At 73.7% G+C, this 16,959-nt stretch carries 10 protein-coding genes; 6 read left to right on the forward strand and 4 right to left on the reverse strand.

What is annotated here, in order from left to right:
- The first annotated feature begins 112 nt into the window (after nt 1-112).
- Nucleotides 113-805 (forward strand): type 1 glutamine amidotransferase domain-containing protein, encoded by a 693-nt coding sequence (locus tag AB0J88_RS09745; RefSeq protein ID WP_364346554.1) that lies wholly within the window; start codon nt 113-115, stop codon nt 803-805.
- Nucleotides 806-1,246: 441 nt separating this feature from the next.
- Here the strand turns inward: AB0J88_RS09745 and AB0J88_RS09750 are convergent, their stop codons facing one another.
- Both AB0J88_RS09750 and AB0J88_RS09755 read right to left on the reverse strand, forming a co-directional pair.
- A complete protein-coding gene (locus tag AB0J88_RS09750; protein WP_364346552.1) occupies nt 1,247-2,191 on the reverse strand; it encodes a hypothetical protein in 945 nt (314 codons plus the stop codon).
- A gap of 22 nt (nt 2,192-2,213) precedes the next feature.
- Entirely contained in the window at nt 2,214-3,218 is a 1,005-nt protein-coding gene (locus tag AB0J88_RS09755; RefSeq protein ID WP_364346551.1) for a Gfo/Idh/MocA family oxidoreductase, read from the reverse strand.
- A 131-nt stretch (nt 3,219-3,349) separates the two neighbouring features.
- Between AB0J88_RS09755 and AB0J88_RS09760 the strand changes: the two genes are divergently transcribed.
- Nucleotides 3,350-4,693, forward strand: a complete 1,344-nt coding sequence (locus AB0J88_RS09760) for an FAD-binding oxidoreductase (RefSeq protein ID WP_364346550.1) — start codon at nt 3,350-3,352, stop codon at nt 4,691-4,693.
- A 5-nt stretch (nt 4,694-4,698) separates the two neighbouring features.
- On the opposite strand, the gene AB0J88_RS09765 is transcribed toward AB0J88_RS09760, so the two are convergent.
- Nucleotides 4,699-7,029: a M20/M25/M40 family metallo-hydrolase gene (locus AB0J88_RS09765; protein WP_364346549.1), complete on the reverse strand. Its 2,331-nt coding sequence runs from the start codon at nt 7,027-7,029 to the stop codon at nt 4,699-4,701.
- Nucleotides 7,029-7,670: a response regulator transcription factor gene (locus AB0J88_RS09770; RefSeq protein WP_364346548.1), complete on the reverse strand. Its 642-nt coding sequence runs from the start codon at nt 7,668-7,670 to the stop codon at nt 7,029-7,031. The genes AB0J88_RS09765 and AB0J88_RS09770 overlap by 1 nt, the downstream gene beginning before the upstream one ends.
- A gap of 313 nt (nt 7,671-7,983) precedes the next feature.
- On the opposite strand from AB0J88_RS09770, the gene AB0J88_RS09775 reads away from it, so the two are divergent.
- The 4 genes from AB0J88_RS09775 to AB0J88_RS09790 are packed head-to-tail and all read left to right on the forward strand — an operon-like array spanning nt 7,984 to nt 16,956.
- On the forward strand, nt 7,984-10,425 hold the full coding sequence (locus AB0J88_RS09775; protein WP_364346547.1) for a thioesterase domain-containing protein: 2,442 nt from the start codon (nt 7,984-7,986) through the stop codon (nt 10,423-10,425).
- A complete protein-coding gene (locus tag AB0J88_RS09780) occupies nt 10,422-12,548 on the forward strand; it encodes an AMP-binding protein (RefSeq protein WP_364346546.1) in 2,127 nt (708 codons plus the stop codon). Before AB0J88_RS09775 ends, AB0J88_RS09780 begins: the two co-directional genes overlap by 4 nt.
- Nucleotides 12,548-15,961 carry an AMP-binding protein gene (locus tag AB0J88_RS09785; RefSeq protein ID WP_364346544.1) on the forward strand — a complete coding sequence of 1,138 codons (3,414 nt, stop codon included), beginning with the start codon at nt 12,548-12,550 and terminating at the stop codon, nt 15,959-15,961. Before AB0J88_RS09780 ends, AB0J88_RS09785 begins: the two co-directional genes overlap by 1 nt.
- A 2-nt stretch (nt 15,962-15,963) precedes the next feature.
- Complete coding sequence (locus AB0J88_RS09790) at nt 15,964-16,956, forward strand: GNAT family N-acetyltransferase (RefSeq protein ID WP_364347527.1); 993 nt, start codon at nt 15,964-15,966, stop codon at nt 16,954-16,956.
- Nucleotides 16,957-16,959 lie beyond the last annotated feature (3 nt).

Below are 16,959 nucleotides of genomic sequence, written 5' to 3' on the forward strand. Positions count from 1 at the left end.
GTCCGCTCACGCCACGGACGGCGGCAGATCGTCGGCGCGCGCTATTCGCGTCCGCGGTGCGAATGACCGATTCAGATCCCGTTTCCAAATGGGTACGAGGAGGACGAGCGACATGGCGAAGGTACTTTTCATCGTGAGCGGCGCGACCTACTGGGTGCTCAAGGACGGCACGAGGTACGCGACCGGGTATTGGGCCGAGGAGTTCGCGAACCCGTACAAGATGCTGACGGATGCCGGTCATGAGGTCGTGGTCGCCACCCCGGGCGGGGCCATTCCGAACGTCGACATGATGAGCCTGCGGCCCTCGATGGCGGGCGGCGAGAAGGGCGCCCTCGAGCTCGAAGAGATCATCCGCGATGCCGAGGTGATGCGCCGACCGCTCCAGCTCTCGAACGTGCGCCTGGCGGACTACGACGCGGTCTACCTGCCGGGTGGTCACGGACCGATGGCAGACCTGGCCTGGGACGCCGACGTCGGCCGCCTGCTCACCCAGCAGCTCCTGTCGGGCGACCCACTCTTCATCGTGTGCCACGCGCCCGCCTCCATGCTGGCCACGAGGATCCACGGTGACTCGCCGTTCGCGGGCAGGAAGGTCACGGGCTTCAGCAACGAGGAGGAGGAAGAGGTCGGCCTGGCCTCCCGCGCCACCTGGCTGCTGGAAACGGACCTGAAGGAGAAGGTCCGGGTCAAGTACAGCCGTGGCCCGAAGTGGGAGCCGTACATGGTGGAGGACGAGAATCTGGTCACGGGCCAGAACCCGCACTCCGCGGCGGTGCTCGGCGACCGGATGCTGCAACTTCTCTAGTGGCCCGCGCTCTGACCACCGTCGACATGGGAGATCTCGCCGGTGACGAACGGTGCCTGTTCCAGATCGCGGATGCCCGGCCGGCACGTGGGCATCGGCGTTGCCGACCAGGCTGGTGGAGACGTTGACCACGTGTCCGCCACCGTCGCGGGGGAGCATCGCCGCGATCGCACCGCGGGGGATGTCGAACAAGCCCCGCGGGTTCACGCCGACGACCGTCTCGTAGTCCGCGCCGGTGTACTCCGTGAACGGCTTGGGGACCGAAGAGCCCGGCGCAGTTGACCAGCGTGTCGACGCGGCCGAACCGATAGCCGGCGACCACTCCGATGCCGATCCCTCCCGACGCGCCGGTGACGACGACAACCTTCCGGGTGAAGTTCATGGCGCCATCATTTCGCACAAATCCCACCGAAGTGCGAAATGATGGCGCTCCCAGGCGGGCTAGGCGGCGATGTAGCCGTTGAAGACGTGTACGCCGTCGTTGGCGGCGGTTTCGCTGGCCCGGTTCGTGCTGAAGTAGAGCTTTCCGTCGCTGATCCCTACCCCTTCGATCTCGAACAGCTTCGAGTAGGCCGACGACGTGATGCGGAACGACAGGTCCGTGGCCGCCGGGGCGGTTCCCGTGGTCGTCGGTCCCACGTTGCGGTAGACGAGGACGATGCTGCGGTTGTCCTTCGTCAGCGGGTAGTAGAGCACCCGCTTCGGCGCGTCGTAGAAGAAGCCCTGGTTGAGGAACGTTGCCAGGTCCGGCACCACCGCCCCGTTCACCAACGCGCCCTCGACCTGCAGGTCGAACGCCTTCGTGAGGTTGATCGTCCCCGACGACGCGCGCAGGGGGAGGCTGGCGTTGTAGACCGTGCGGCCGCTCTTGAACAGGAACCTGATCGTGGTGTCGGTGACCGCGACCCGGTGGATCCCCGACGGCTTCGCCACCGCGCCGTTGAGCCGCACCTGGTACGACCCCGCGTGGTAGTAGGTGGTGCCGTCGTAGCGGAGCCGCACGAGCTGCGCGCCCGTGTCCTTCATCGTCACGACGAACAGGTAGTGCTGGCCGTCGATGTCGACGATCGTCATGTCGTTCGCGTGCCCGAGCCACGGGTTCGTCGACGTGTTGTCGGTGCCGTTCGTCATCAGCACCCGCGCGCCGGTGGTCTTGTGGATGCGGTATATGACGGACACGTCGTCCACGTTGGTGTGGTTCTTGACCGAGTAGAGGTACGTGGATCCGGCCGCGAACCCCTGGACGCCGGTGCAGCAGCTCGTGTCAGGCGTACTGGCGATGTCGGTGTACGTGTTGTAGTAGGCGGCCTGAGCCGCGTTCACCGACAGCGCCAGTAGACCGACCACCAGCGCGACCACAATCGACAGTCGTTTGGCGAATCGCACGATCGTCCTCCCCGGATACGGGTCAAAGCATGATCGTCGCACCTGTCGATGCGCTCGCGCGAGCCGCGTCCAGCACCTCGATGTCGCGGACCACGTCCCACGGGTCGACGGGGAGCGGACCCTCGCCGCGGACGGCGGCCGCGAACGCCGGGTAGTAGAGATCCCAGCGACCCCGCTCGGTCGGCACCGTCTCGACGTCCGGGCCGCCGCGATAGAGCCGACCCCAGCGGTCCGAGGGCTCGGCGCCCCACCGGTCGCCGAGAGTCGCGGGCGTGTGGCCGGCGACGAGCTGCTCCTCCTGGATGTCCATCCCGCCCACGACGTAGGTGCCGGTCGTGCCGGTGACACGGAAGCGCGGGCCGGGCGCGCCCTGGACCCAGCTGCCCCAGAGCAGCGACGAGACACCGCCCGCGTGCTGGAGGCTGACGAAGAAGTCGGCGTCCCGGGCGTCCATCCGCGCGTACACGTGTGTCGCCGGTCCGAACAGCAACAGCGCCTGGTCCACCAGGTGTGCGCCGAAGTCGCGCAGGTTGCCGCCGCCGGCCGCGGGCGGGCCGGGGTCGGGCGAGAAGCGCTCGAACCGGGACTCGAAGCGGGTGACGTCGCCCAGCGCGCCCGAGGAGATCAGGCGCCGCACGGTCAGCAGGTCCGAGTCCCACCGGCGGTTCTGGTAGACGCTGATCGGAACGCCGGCCTCGGACGCCGCATCGAGAGCGGTGCGGGCCGATGCGGCGTCGAGGGCGAACGGCTTGTCCACGACCACCGCCAGGCCGAGCTCGATGGCCTCCAGCGCGAGCGGGACGTGGGTGTCGGCCGGGGTGGAGATCGCCACGGCCTGGACACCGTCCGCGGCCAGCGCCCGCAGCGAGTCGTAGGCCTTGGCGCCGGGACGGTCGGCGGCCAGCTCGGCCCGGCGGTCCGGTGACCGGGTCACGACGCCGGCGAAGTCGATCTCCGGCGCGGACGCGAGAAGTGGGGCGTGAAAGTAGCGGCCGCCGAAGCCGTAGCCGACCAGTCCGAATCGCATGGGCTTCAGGTTAGAAGCACCGGCGCCGACGGGGGCGGCCGAGAGATCCGCGTCACGGCCGGCGTGACGCGAGCGGCGACGCGGTTACTCTCACTGTGAGAAGAACATCGGATACACGGGGGAAACCAGACATGAGCCTTGACAAGGGACTGGCCGGCGGCGGCGTTTTCCTGCCGGACGACGAGGGGTACGACCAGGCGCGGACGACCTGGGCGCTGGCCGTGGACCTGCGGCCCGCTGCCGTGGTCTTCCCGCGTACCGCCGACGAGGTGGCCGCCGTCGTGCGGGCCGCCGCGAAGGAGGGCCTGCGGGTAGCGCCGGTCGGCACCGGGCACAACGCGCACCCGCTCGAAGGGACCGACCTCTCGGGCACCGTGCTGATGCGGATGTCCGAGCTCAAGGGCATCGAGATCAACGGCCACACCGCCCGCGTGCGGGCCGGCGAGGTCTGGCTGCCGGTCGTCGAGGCCGCCGCCGAGCACGGCCTGGCCGCGCTGCACGGCTCGAGCCCCGACACCGGGGTCGTCGGCTACCTCCTCGGCGGCGGCCTGAGCTGGTACGCCCGCGCCCACGGCCTCGGCGCCAACACCGTGACCGCCGTCGAGCTCGTCACCGCGGACGGCACCATGGTCCGCGCCGACGCCGAGCACCACACCGACCTGTTCTGGGCGCTGCGGGGCGGCAACGCGGCCAACTTCGGCGTCGTCACCGCGATCGAGTTCACGTTGTTCCCGATCGAGACGGCGTACGCCGGGATGATGGTCTGGGACATCACCGAGGCCCAGCGGGTGATGGAAGCCTGGGCGCCCTGGTCGGTCACCGCGCCCGACGCCGCGACCACCTGCCTGCGGCTGCTGAACTTTCCGCCGATCCCCGAGGTCCCCGAGGTGTTCCAGGGCCGTCACCTGGTCGTCGTCGACGGCGCCGTGCTCGGTGACGACACGGAGGCCCAGGCGATCCTGGCGCCGCTGCGCGCCCTCGAACCCGAGTTCGACACCTTCGCCCGCGTCCCCGCGAAGGCCCTCGCGCGCCTGCACCTCGATCCCGAGGAGCCGGTCCCGGGCGGCGGTCGGGCCGTGCTGCTCGACCAACTCCCGCCCGAGGCGATCGGCCGGCTGCTCGAAGCGGCCGGACCGACCTCCGGCACCATCCTGAACGTGATCGACATCCGCCAGCTCGGCGGCGCGCTCGGACGGGTCGAGCCCGATGCCGGCGCCACCGCCCGGTTCGACGGCAAGTTCCTCATGCTGGCCGCCGGCATCCTGGTCGGCGATCTGGCGAAGCAGACGATCGCCGACTGCGAGCGCACGGTCGACGCCGTGGCGCAGTGGTCACGCGGACGGATGTACCTCAACTACGACGAGGTCGGCGGCGACTCCAGCCGGGCCTTCGAGCCGGACGCCTGGGACCGGCTGCGTCGCATCCGCGCCGCCGCCGACCCCGACCGGCTCTTCCAGGCCAACCACGAGATCTGAGACCGTCAGAGCTCGACGGTACGCACGACGAACGTCTGGGCGGGAATGACCGGCCAGCTCGACCACGAGGCGTCCGCCGGCAGCGCCGGGGCGCCGACGTCGGGCGGCAGGCCCGCCGCGGACGAGACGACCCGCAGCCGCAACGGTCCGGGGTCCCGCGTGCGCAGGGTGAGCTCGACGCCGTCGGCCGGTGGTGCCGAGTAGCGCAGTTCCCACGGGGAGGCGGCGCTTCCCGCCAACGGGGCGCCGTCCACCGTGGCGCTCAGGATCGCGGTGTCGGCATACACGTCGACGGCGTACGCGCCGGCCGGCGCCGTGATCCTGACCCGCACGGACCTGACCCCGTCGCCCTCGTCGGTCGGCGCCGCCACGGGGGAGACCTCCGGCGGCGTCAGCGCGGCCACCGGTGCCGGGCCGCTGTTCACGGGCTCCTGGCCGATCGGTGGAACGCGGTCGGCCAGGTCGATCTGCCCGGCCGTCAGCAGCCGGCCGACCTGCGGCTCGTCGGGGCCACCGACGCTGACCCACGTCGCCGTGCCCGAGTCGGTCTCCAGCACGTAGCCGAGGCTGACCGGGCGCGGCCGGGTCGCGTCGTATCCGTCCGCCGCCGCGCTGACGCCGATCGTCGCCGCGGCACCGACCGCGAGCGCGAGGGTCGCGGCGGTCAGGGGCCGGCGTCTGGGCAACGGCTCCAGCACGGCCAGAAGCACGCCCGCGAGGAGCGCCGCGAACAGCAGCGGGACCGCGCTGAGTCCGATGCCGAGCGCGGGCACGAGCAGCAGGACGACCGGCAGCAGCAGCGCCATGCCGGGCACGGCCGCGGCACAGCCGGCGAGCGTGCGCACCGGCGAGCCGGCGTCCGTGAACCGCAACGCCGCCGCCAGGGCCACCACGCCGATCAGCGCGGGCCAGGTGAACAGGTACGCCCCGCCGGGGAGCAGCACCGCGAAGACCACCGTGAACAGCGTCAACCAGCCGAGTACGCCGGCCGCCACCTCCTCCGGGCTGGCCTTGCGGCGCGCGAAGCGGTACCAGGCCACCAGCACGGCCAGCAGCAGCACCACCTCGGCCAGCGCGTAGGGGGTCGGCCGGTAGATCCCGCCGAGGCCGACCGTGAGCTCCGGACGCAGCGTGGTCAGCAGCAGCCAGCCGCCGATGCCGATCACGACCGCGCCGGGCACCATGACCGCGAACGTGCCGGCGGCCCGGCCGACACCGCCGAGGCGCAGGCCGTGGCGCCGGCCCAGGACCAGCAGCAGGACATAGGCGACGAGCGTGAGCACGCCCAGGGGCAGGACGAGCCAGCCGGGGTACGAGACGACGGTGCCGAACAGCGAGAAGTAGGTGGAGTCGCCGCCCGTGGCCGAGAGGTCGGCGGCGGCGAGGTCCCGGGTCGCGGCCAGCACCGACTCGCCCATGTCCTGCACGCTGCCGGCCGACACGTGGGCGATGTCGTCGTGCGGCGTGTGGTAGTGCGCCGAGCCTTCGATGAACGCGAAGTTGAGGCCTCGCATGCCGGCCTGGTCGAAGACGGTGAGGTCGGTGTCGTTGGGCAGCACCTGGTAGACGGCGGCGGCGAACGACGTCGTGACGGGGTCGGCGGCCCGCACGGCCGGGGTCAGGCCGGTCCCGGCCATCTGGAACATCACGGCCGCTCCGGAGACGCCGCGCGCCTCCAGGTTGACCACCACGACGCGGGCCGGGTCGCCGGCGGCGCCAGAGTCCACGAACGCCTGCGCGCCGAGCAGTCCGGCCTCCTCGCCGTCGGTGAACAGCAGGTCGACGTCGTTGCGGGGGGCCGGGCCGGTGCGCAGGGCACGCGCCACCTCGAGGATCGCGGCGACGTTCGCGCCGTTGTCCGAGGCACCCGGCCCGGTCGGCACGGAGTCGTAGTGCGCCACCAGCAGCACCCGACCCGTCGGGTCGGTGCCGGCGATGCGGGCGTGCACGTTGGAGACGGTGCCGGCGCTCTGGTGACCGCCCTCCGGCGACCGCGCGGCCACCGAGGTGCGCACGTCGGGCTGCAGACCGAGGCCGCGGAGCTGGTTCGTCAGGTACGCGCGCACGTCCGCCGCGGCCGCGGACCCGCTCGGGTGCGGCACGGAGGCGATGCCGGGCAGCAGCGCGGTCGCGCGGTCGGCCGAGAACGCGTCGGTCGGTGCGGAGGCGGGCCGGGCCGAGGGTGTGCGCAGCGACAGTGTCGCCGCCACGCCGACCAGGGCCACCACGATCAGCACGACCAGGGCCGCGATCCGCTGCCGCCCGGAGCCGCCGATGCCGGTCCGCTCCGGCGCCGGGTCCGCGAGCTCCGGTCCGGCCTCGAGTTGGCTGGTCATCAGGCGGCCGGTGCCTGGGGCGCGACGTCACCGGGTGCCGGGTCGGGTTGGCCGACCAGCCGGCCGAGCAACGCGGCCCGGGTGAGCTCGGCCTTGTTGCCGGCGCCGAGCTTCGCGCGGATGCGCTTGACGTAAGTGTCCACCGTGTGCGGACTGATCCCGAGCCGGGTGGCGATCTGCCCGTGCGTGAGGCCGCGGGAGATCTGACCGAGCACCTGCTCCTCGCGCTCCGAGAGGTGGCAGCCGGCGATTGTGCGCTCCGCCGCGGCCCGCCGGCCGCCGTCGTCCGGCCCGACGTGCGTGCCGGCGATCACCGCGCGTACGGCCGCGACGATGTGCTCGCCGGACTCGCACTTGCTGACCACAGCGGACGCTCCGGCCCGCAGGTAGGGACCGGCGCAGGGGACCCGCTGGCCGCTCAGCACGAGAACGGGCGTGCTCCGCGCGGCCCGCGTGATCGGCGTGAGGTCGTCGGGTGAGGCCAGCGCGTCGACGTCGACGACCACGGCGTCGGCGAGCCAGGACGGTTCCTCGTCCGGCGTCGTCCGAGCCGCGACGACCTTGATCCCGGCCTGGGTCAACGTCTGGACGAGCCCTAGAAGGTAGATCGGCGAGCTGACAAGGATGTCCGTCCTGATCATGGCTATCCTCACTCTTTGTCCAGCTGGGGGCGGGATCTGGCCGCTCACCGGCGCGCACCGTGGAACGGCAGGCGCCAGCACGCTGGACAACGATTGATTTCCCCCGATTCGAGACGCTAGCCGGGGACCCGTCGCACGGGCGGGTCCCCGCTTTAGGGGACGGCACGTCACCGGGGCGTACGACCGCCGAATCCAAGGGGTCAGCCGCCAGGTCGCCGGTTCCGGCGACACGACACCCCCGCGCGGGCGCCCGTAGCGTCCCTGACACGCAAGGCCCGGGTTTCGGGCGGCGGTCGGCCCAGGGGAGATAGCCGTGCTGGACTCGGACGATGCCGTCGCGATCGTCGGACTGGCCGCGCGGCACACCGGCGCCGACGACCTCGAGCGGCTCTGGCTCGACCTCGTCCGCGGTCGGGAACCCGACGGTGCGCTGCCGGAGCCCACAACCGTGGCGCTCGCCGAGGTAGCGTACGCCGCCCTCGAGGACGCCGCAGCCCGCCCCACTGTCGGAGTCTTCGCCGCCGACGGTGCGGCCGAGGTGGCGCGGGCGCTCGGCGTGACCGGTCCGGTCGTCGCCGCCGACGGTTTCCGTGCGGTCCACCTGGCCGGTGCGGCGCTTCGCGATAGGACGTGCGCGCTGGCGCTGGTCGGCGGTGCGGGCCATCCCGGCGGTGTCTGTGTCGTCGCGCTCAAGCGACTGTCCGACGCGCTCGCCGACCACGATCACGTCTGGGCCGTGATCCGCGACGGCGTGCCCGCCGGGGGCGAGCTCCCGAGCGACGTCGGGTACGTGGAGGTGTGCGGCGACGTCACCGCCGTGGCGGTCGCGGGCCACCGCGTCGGGCAGGTCTCCGGCGGGGGCCTCGCCGGCATCGTGAAGGTCGCGCTGGCGCTGGAGCGCGAGCAGCTGCCCCCCAGCGCCCTCGACCCCCGACTCGAGCTGGCGGGGACGCCGTTCGTCGGGCAGGACCGGGTCGCACCCTGGCCCCGCGACCCGAGCGCCCCGCGGGTCGCCGCGGTCGCGGCGGGGGAGGCGGGGTTCGTCGTGCTGTCGGAGGCGCCGGCGCGGGCGCTCACGATGCACGCGGAGGAGCCGCGCGTCCTCGTCTGGTCGGGGCGGACCGCCACCGAGGAGCGGGTCGTGCGGGAGCGCCTCGCCCACCACCTCGTCTGGCGCGGCGAGGAGGTGTTCGCGGACGCCGTGGCCACGCTGCAACACGCTCGGACCGTCCATCCCGTCCGCGCCGCCGCGGTCTGCACGGGTGCGCTGGACGCCGCGGGCGTGCTCGGCGCCGTCGACAGCCCGCGGGTGCTGGCGCCGGCCCCGACCGAAGTGACCCTGGTCTTCCCTGGTGGCGCGCCGGCGACAGCCGTCGCCGCGCTCCACCGTGCCGTGCCGGCCTTCGCCGAGGCATTCGACGGCTGGCTGGAGCTGCTCGGCGATCCCGGACCTCCCGAGACGGTCCTCTTCGCCGCCGAGGCCGCGCTCGCCCAGGTGTGGCTCGCCGCCGGCGTGCGACCCGCGGCGCTGGCCGCCGACGGCGTCGGTGTGCTGGCCGCGGCAGCGGTCGCCGAGGTGCTCACGCCGGCCGACGCGGCCGCGCTGGTGCGGGTCGTCGCCGACGCCGGAGAGCTCGAGCGCGCGGTGGCCGGTGTCGCCCTCAAGCCACCGACGATCCCCCTGCACTGCGGCCCGGGCGGGCCGGCGGTCACCGCCACCGACGCGGGCGATCCCGCCTTCTGGGCACGGGCGGTGCTGGCGCGACCCGGCCACCGGGGCGGCGTGTCCACCGCCCCTGTGCGGCCCGGCGCGCTGCTGACCAGTGCCGCTAGCCTGTGGACCCAGGGCCACGACCTCGACTGGACGGTGCTGGGGCAGCAGCCGCTGCGGCACCGCGTGCCGATGCCCGTCACCGGGCTCCGGCCCGCCACCCGGACCCCGTCCGGCCACCCGCTCGAAGCGGCGCGCACCAGGGTTCGCCGCGGCGCGGCGCCGCTGGGCATCGACCTGCTGACCGAGCCGGGTTCGGGACCGTTGGTGCTGGCGATCCCGTACGCCGGCGGCTCGGGCCGGGCCTTCCAGGCGATGCGCCGCTACCTGCCGTCCGGTTGCGGGCTGGCGTTGGTCGACCTGCCGGGACACGGCCGGCGGATGGGCGACCCGTGTCTCCGCGACGTCGACGCGGTCGTCGACGAGCTTCTGGCGGTGCTGCCGACGTTGCCGTCGGAGCGGCTCCTCCTGCTCGGCTACAGCCTCGGCGGCTCGTTCTCGTACGAGCTGGCCGCACGCCTCACCGATGCCGGCACACCGCCGGAGGGCGTGGTGGTCTGCGGCTCCCGGTCACCGCAGACGGGAGTCGGTCACCCGCCGGTCGCGCACCTGCCGTTGGACGACTTCCTGCACGCCGCAGTCGACATGGGACTCGCGGCGCGGGAGATGCTGGAGCTGCCCGAGCTGGCCGCGTCGTTCGCCGCGCCGCTCCAGGCCGACCTGGCCATGGTCGAGACCTTCCCGTACCGGCCGCTGCGTCCACCGGTCCCGGTGCCGGCCGCCGTCGTGGGCCTGCGCGGCGACTGGATCGTGCCGGAGCCCTCGCTGCGCGCGTGGGACGACCTGTTCCGCGACCCGCCGCTGCAGCTCCGGGTCGACGGCGGCCATCTCGCCCTGCACGAGCGCGAGCAGGAGTTCGGCGTCACCGTCCACGACGCCGTGGAGCACCTGCTCGCGGAGACCGTGAGGAGGCCGTTGCCGTGACCGACTACCCGCCGTCCGACTGGAACGCCACCGACCGGCCCTACCGGGACGACGCCGTGCCGGCCGGGCTGGTGGCCGAGGCCGCGCGCCGGGCGCCGGACGCGCCCGCCGTCCTCGACGGGACAGGCACGGCGTACACGTACGGCGAGCTGCTCACGGCGGCCAACCGGCTCGCCCGGCTGTTGCAGGAGCACGGTGTCGGAGCCGGCGACTACGTCGGCGTCGTGGGCCGGCGTCACCCGGACACCGTGGTCGGGCTGCTCGGTGTCGCGCTCACCGGCGCCGCGTTCGTGCCGTGTCACCCGGACTGGCCGCCCAACCGGCTCGGCTATGTGCTGTCGTCGACGGGTGCGCGCTGGCTGGTCGGCGGCGCCGCGGACCTGTCGCGCGTCGACGCGGCGCCCGGCCTCACCGACCTGGTGCTGATGGACGTGCCGGCGGCGGAGCACCAGCTGCCGGTGCCCGACGCCGGCGAGCCGTGGGACGGCACCGACGCCGAGCGGGTGAGCGCGCTGGTGCTGGCCGAGGCGCCGTCGGCGGTGCTGGAGCTCGGCTTCGGCTCCGGATCGGTGCTGCGGCTGGTGGCGCCGCACGTCGACCTGTACGCCGGGCTGGACCCCTCCGAGTCCGCGGTGCGGGCCGGCACGGCCTGGGCCAAGGACGAGGGCCTGTTCGCCGACCTGGTCACGGGGCACGCCCACCAGGTCGCCGAGCTCCTGCCCGGTTCGTACGACGTCGCGGTCGTCGCCGGCCCCGCACGGATCCCCTACCTGCGTGTCGTGCTCGACGAGCTGGCGGAGCTCGTGCGGCCCGGCGGGTCGGTGGTCCTGGCCGACGTCGCCGATCCGGCCTCGTTCGCCGACCTGGCGGGTGGAGACTGGTCCCCGGCGCGGGCGGGGGAGCGGGACGTGGTCCTGCGCCGGTCCACCGTGGACAGTGGAACCCCGGGGCTGCGCGTCTGGACCCGTTGGCACGTGGAGCAGCGGCCCGGCACGGACCTGCCGGCGCGCGGGCGGCCGGGCGACGTCTCGTACGTCATCTTCACCTCGGGGTCGACCGGCAACCCCAAGGGCGTCTCGGTCTCGAACACGGCGCTGGTCAACATGCTGGAGTGGGTGACCACCACCTACGGGGTCAGCGCCGCGGACCGGTTGTTCCAGGTGACCTCGTTCTGCTTCGACCTGTCGATCTACGACATCTTCGGCCTGCTCAGTGCCGGCGGGTCGGTCCGGCTGGCCAGCGCGGAGGAGCTCGCGGAGCCGGCCCGGCTGGCCGAGGTCATGCTGTCCGAGCCGATCACCTTCTGGAACTCGGCGCCGCCGCTGTTCGCGTGGGTCCTGCCGTTCCTGACCACCTCGCGCCTTGCGGGTCCCGGCCGCGAGTCGATGCGGTTGATGTTCCTCGCCGGCGACTGGATCGCCCTCTCGGTGCCCGACGAGATCCGCACCGTCTTCCCGAACGCGCTGGTCGTCAACTACGGCGGCGCGACGGAGACGGCGGTGTGGTCGACCTACTACGACATCGGCGAGGTCGATCCGGCGTGGCCGAGCATCCCGTACGGCCGCCCGATCGCGAACGCGCGGTACTACGTCCTCGACGAGCACCGCCGCCGCGTGCCGATCGGCGAGCCCGGCGACCTGTACGCCGCCGGCACGGTGCTCGCGCTCGGCTACCACGGTGACCCGGCCCAGACGGCCCAGCGGTTCGTCCCGGACCCCTTCGTGCCCGGCGAGCGCATGTACTTCTTCGGCGACCGGGGCCGCTGGCTGCCGGACGGACAGCTGCAGTTCCTCGGCCGGATCGACCACCAGGTCAAGATCCGTGGCTATCGGGTCGAGCTCGGTGAGATCGAGTCCGTGATCGCGGCGATGGAGTCCGTGCGCGAGGCCGTCGTGGTCACGGTCGACCTGGCCGGTGCGCGCTCCCTGGCCGGGTTCTACACGTGCCGCCCGCCAGGCGTGGCGGTCGAGCGCGTACGCGAGACGCTGGTCGACCGCCTGCCGGAGTACATGGTGCCGGCGCGGCTGGTGGCGCTCGACGAGCTGCCGCTGACCTCCAACGGCAAGGTGGACCGCGCCGCGCTGGCCGAGCTGGCGCTGGCGCAGCGGGAAGGCGAGGCGTGATGGGTGCGGAGGACGCCGCCGTCGCGGCCAGGGTGCGCGCCGCGTGGGCCGACGTGCTGGGCGACGACGCGGGGACCGACGACGAGCAGGCGTTCGTGTCCGCCGGCGGGCACTCGCTGGCCGCCGCGCGGCTGATCGCGCGCCTGCGCACCGACCTGGCCGTCGAGCTGCCCATGTCGGCGATCCTGCGCGACGACCCGACCCTGGCCGACCTCGTGGCGGCCGTGACCAGCCGCCTCGACGGACAGGTGGAGCCGGCGCCGGCCGCCGAGCAGGGACCGGCGGACGTCACCGACCGTCCGGCGGAAGCGCCGTTGGGGCCGACGCTGCGCCGCATCTGGACCTGGCACCGCCTCCAGCCCGACTCACCGGCGTACAACGTGGTCCGGGTGTTGTCGATCGCCGGCCGCCTGCAGCCCGCCACCCTGCGGGCGAGCCTGGCGGACCTGGCCGCCCGCCACGAGGCCCTGCGCTGCGCCGTCGTGGAACCGCGACCCGGGCAACCATCCATCGTGGTGGGTGACGCGGTCACGGTGCCGCTCGCCGTCGAGGTCGTGCGCACCGCCGATGGCGACCCGGCCGAGGCGGTCGACGAGGCGCTGTACCGCTTCGCGAACCGGCCGTTCCCGATGGCGTCCCCACCGCTGTGGCGGGTCGGCCTCGTCTACGCGCCCGCGCTCGACCGCACCTTCCTCGTGCTGGTCATGCACCACCTGATCTCCGACCTGCGCACCACCGACCTGGTGCTGACCGAGCTCGCCGAGGCCTACGCGGCGCGGGCGGCGGGTGAGCAGCCCGCCGTTGCCCCGGCCGCGCCGAGCCTGCTGGCCCATCTCGCGCACGAGGCCGGGCTCGTCGGGACCCCACGGTGGCAGGACGACCTGGCGTGGTGGGAGGGCCGGCTGGCCGGGGTCAGCTCGGCCGCACCGCTGCCGCTGTCGGCCGCCGAGCGCGACGAGAGCGTCCACCTCGCGACCACCCGCACGCTCGGGCTCACCGCCGAGGAGTCGGCGGACCTCGACGCCGCGCTGCGGTCGCGCGGTCTCACCCCGGCGCTGTTCTTCCTCACGGCGGCGAGTGCGGCCCTGGCCGCGTGGAGCGGTCAGGAGCGCACCGAGGTGGTGGGCCTGCCGAGCGTGCGGCTCAGCCGGCCCGAGGACGAGCGGCTCGTGGGCTTCCTGCTGGACACCCTGCCGCTGCCCGTGGTCCCGGACCGCCGGCACGCCTTCCTGCGGACCTACGACGCGCTGCGGGACGCCTATTCCGACGCCACCGACCACGCGCTGCCGGCCTTCGACGACATCGTCGACCGGCTCCGGCTGCCCCGCACCACGCGCAGCCCGCTGATCCGGCTGTGGTTCAGCGACCTGACCCAGGAGGTCACTCCGCCCTCGTTCGGCGACGCGGCGGTGGTCGAGCACGACCTGCCACCGGCGTGGGCGCTGTTCGACCTCGGGCTCTACCTGGTCCGGCGCGGCGGTGCCGGCTACCGGCTGCACCTCGTCAGCCCGCAGGGACTGGTGGACCCGGCCGACGCGACGGCGCTGCTGGCCCAGATCGTGCGGCTCGTGACCCGGGCCGCGGCCGACCCGGCCCGCCCGCTCGGCGAGCTGCTGGAGGTGCCGGCGGACGCGTCCCGCGCCGCCGCCGAGCCGGCCGTCCCGACGGTCGAGCTGGTGCGGCGGCACCCCGGAGCGGCCGCGATCGCGGACGAGCACGGCGTCATCTCCTACGCGGACCTGAGTGAGCGGGTGGCCGAGGCCGCCGCGGAGCTCGCACCGTCGGCCGTCGTGGCCGTGCCCGCCCGCCGGGAGCGCGAGTTCGTGGTCCGGCTGCTGGCGTGCTGGCGGGCCGGCGCGACCGCGGTGCTGCTCGACGCCGACTGGCCCGAGCAGCGACGCCGTCGCGCGTTCGACATCGCCGGCGTGACCCACGCCTACCCGTGGTCCGGCGTCGGGCCGGCCACACCCGTGGAAGGCCTGCCGGCGCCGTCCGCCGGCCCCGCGCACGTGCTGTTCACGTCGGGCACCACCGGCGACCCGCTCGCCGTGCGGGTGGCCACCCCGGTCGCCGAGGAGGCGCTGGCGGACCTGGCGAACCTGCTCGGGGTCACGGCGGCGGACCGGGTGTCGATGCTCAGCGGCCCGGCGCACGACCCGGTGCTGCGCGACATCGGGCTGGCCCTGCGGGCGGGTGCGACGCTGTGCGTGCCACCGCCCGACGCGTTCGGCAACCCGGGCCGGCTGGCCGCCTGGCTGCGCCGGGAACGGATCACGGTGGTCGACGCGACGCCGGCACTGCTGTCGCTCGTGCTCGGCGCCGACCCGGACCCGCTGCCCGACCTGCGGGCGGTGGTCTGTGGCGGTTCGCCGCTGTCGGTCGCGACGGCCGAGCTGATCCGGTCGCGCGCGGTCAACGCGGTCGTCGTCAACGGCTACGGCTGCACCGAGACGCCGCAGATCGTGGTGGCCAACCGGATCGGCCCGGCCGAGTCGCTGCCGCCGACCGCGCAGGTGCCGATCGGGCGGCCGCTGCCGCGCCGCCGGGTCGAGCTGCGGGCGCCCGACGGCCGGCGGTGCGACACCGGCCAGCTCGGGGAGCTGTGGGTCGCCGAGCCGCACATCGCGGAGCGCTACCTGGAGGGTCCGCGGCCCCGCGTCGAGCGTTTCCTCACCGACGACCATGGTGTGCGCTGGCTGCGTACCGGCGACCTGGCCCGGGCCGACGCGGCCGGCCGGCTGCACCTCGCGGGCCGGACGGACCGGCAGGTGCTGGTCTACGGCTACCGGGTGATGCTCGAGGAGCTGGAGGCCGTGGCGCGGGGGTGCGCCGGGGTCGCCGACGCGGTCGCGCAGGTGGTCGACGACGGCAGCCGGCAGGCGATCCGGGTCTGGGCGCAGCGGTCTGCGGGTGCCGAGGTCGGCGAGGACGCCGTGCGGGCGCACCTCGCCGGGGTGCTGCCCGCGAACGTCGTGCCGGCGCGCGTGATCGTCGTGGACCGGCTCGAGATCGGCGACACGCTCAAGCCGATCGCGCCCGAGCGCGAGCCCGGTGCGGCCGAGCGCGCCGCGCCGCCCGACGCGCGGGTGCGGGAGCTGGCCGAGTCCGTGCTGGGTCGGGGGCTCGACCCGGCGGCGAACTTCTTCGACGCCGGCTTCACCTCGATCTCGCTGCTCCAGATGAGCGCCGAGCTGACCGAGCTGCTGGGGCGGCCGGTGGAGGCGCTGAGCCTGTTCCACCATCCGAACCTGCGGGCGCTGAGCTCGTACCTGTTCGGCGAGCCGGTCGACCGGCCCGCGCCGGCTCCGTCCACAACGGACCGCTCCGACCGCCTCGCACGCATGGGTGCCAGCCGCCGGCAGGTGCGCAGCTGGATCCAGGAGTCGGCCAACGGCCCGAGCGAGGCGCATTGACGGTGGACGTCGAGGAACTGACCCGGCTCGACGACGACCTGCTCGACGAGCTGGGCGTGGCCTCCACCCGGTTCTACCGGGCCGAGCTCGAACGCATCCAGCTAGCGCAGCGCGGCCACGGCACGACCACCTATGTGGTCGCACGGGATGCCGCGGGTCGGGCCGTCGGCATGCTTCCGGTGTACGTGACGACGCCGCCGTGGCATCCGGTCTGCAACCCGGCAGCGTTGTTCGGCTCCGCGTACGCCGACGGGCCGAGGCTGTGCGTGGCCGGCTCGTACGGCCTGTACGAGAACTACTTCACCGCGACGGACGCACCGGTGGCCGGCGCGCTGGTCGACCGGGCGCGCGCCCTGGCCCGTGCGGCCGGTTGTGAGCAGGTCCTGCTGCCTCACCTCGACCCGCCGCAGGCGCGCTGGGTCGGCGCGTACGAGACCGCGGCGGTCGAGTGCGACAAGGCGGTGCTGCCGGTCATCTGGGGATCGTTCGAGGAGTACGTCTCCTGGCTGCCCACCCGGCGCCGCACCCCGGTCCGGCGCGAGCGCAGGCGGTTCCGCGAGAGCGGCGTCGAGGTGCGCGAGCGGCCCATGTCGCAGGTGGTGGGGGAGCTGGCACCTCTGCTGGCGGCGACCGAACGGCGCTACGGCCATGCCGCGGACCTCCGCCAGATCGAGTTCCACTACACGCTGCTCGCGATGGAGCTCGCGGACGACTTCGTCGCGCTGGTCGCGTACCTGGCCGACCGGCCCGTCGCGTGCTCCCTGCTGCTCGCCTGTGGCGACCGCTGGATCTCCAAGGCCTGGGGCTGCGACTACGCGGCGGCCGGCGACCAGTTCCTCTACTTCAACCTGCTGTTCTACGAGCCGGTCCGGCTGGCCATCGAGCGGAGCGTCTCGGTGCTCGACTACGGCACCGGAGGTCTGGAGACCAAGACCCAGCGCGGCTGCGTCCGCGAGCGGCTCCGCTCGATGCTGGTATCCGCAGCTGCCGACTAGGGG

Source organism: Asanoa sp. NPDC049475, assembly GCF_040676915.1.
GTDB lineage: Bacteria > Actinomycetota > Actinomycetes > Mycobacteriales > Micromonosporaceae > Asanoa.

What these genes read in the sequence shown, in the direction of transcription:
- AB0J88_RS09745 (WP_364346554.1), top strand. Translation starts at nt 113, where the DNA reads ATGGCGAAGGTACTTTTCATCGTGAGCGGCGCGACCTACTGGGTGCTC.
- AB0J88_RS09755 (WP_364346551.1), bottom strand. Translation starts at nt 3,218, where the DNA reads ATGCGATTCGGACTGGTCGGCTACGGCTTCGGCGGCCGCTACTTTCAC.
- AB0J88_RS09760 (WP_364346550.1), top strand. Translation starts at nt 3,350, where the DNA reads ATGAGCCTTGACAAGGGACTGGCCGGCGGCGGCGTTTTCCTGCCGGAC.
- AB0J88_RS09765 (WP_364346549.1), bottom strand. Translation starts at nt 7,029, where the DNA reads ATGACCAGCCAACTCGAGGCCGGACCGGAGCTCGCGGACCCGGCGCCG.
- AB0J88_RS09770 (WP_364346548.1), bottom strand. Translation starts at nt 7,670, where the DNA reads ATGATCAGGACGGACATCCTTGTCAGCTCGCCGATCTACCTTCTAGGG.
- AB0J88_RS09785 (WP_364346544.1), top strand. Translation starts at nt 12,548, where the DNA reads ATGGGTGCGGAGGACGCCGCCGTCGCGGCCAGGGTGCGCGCCGCGTGG.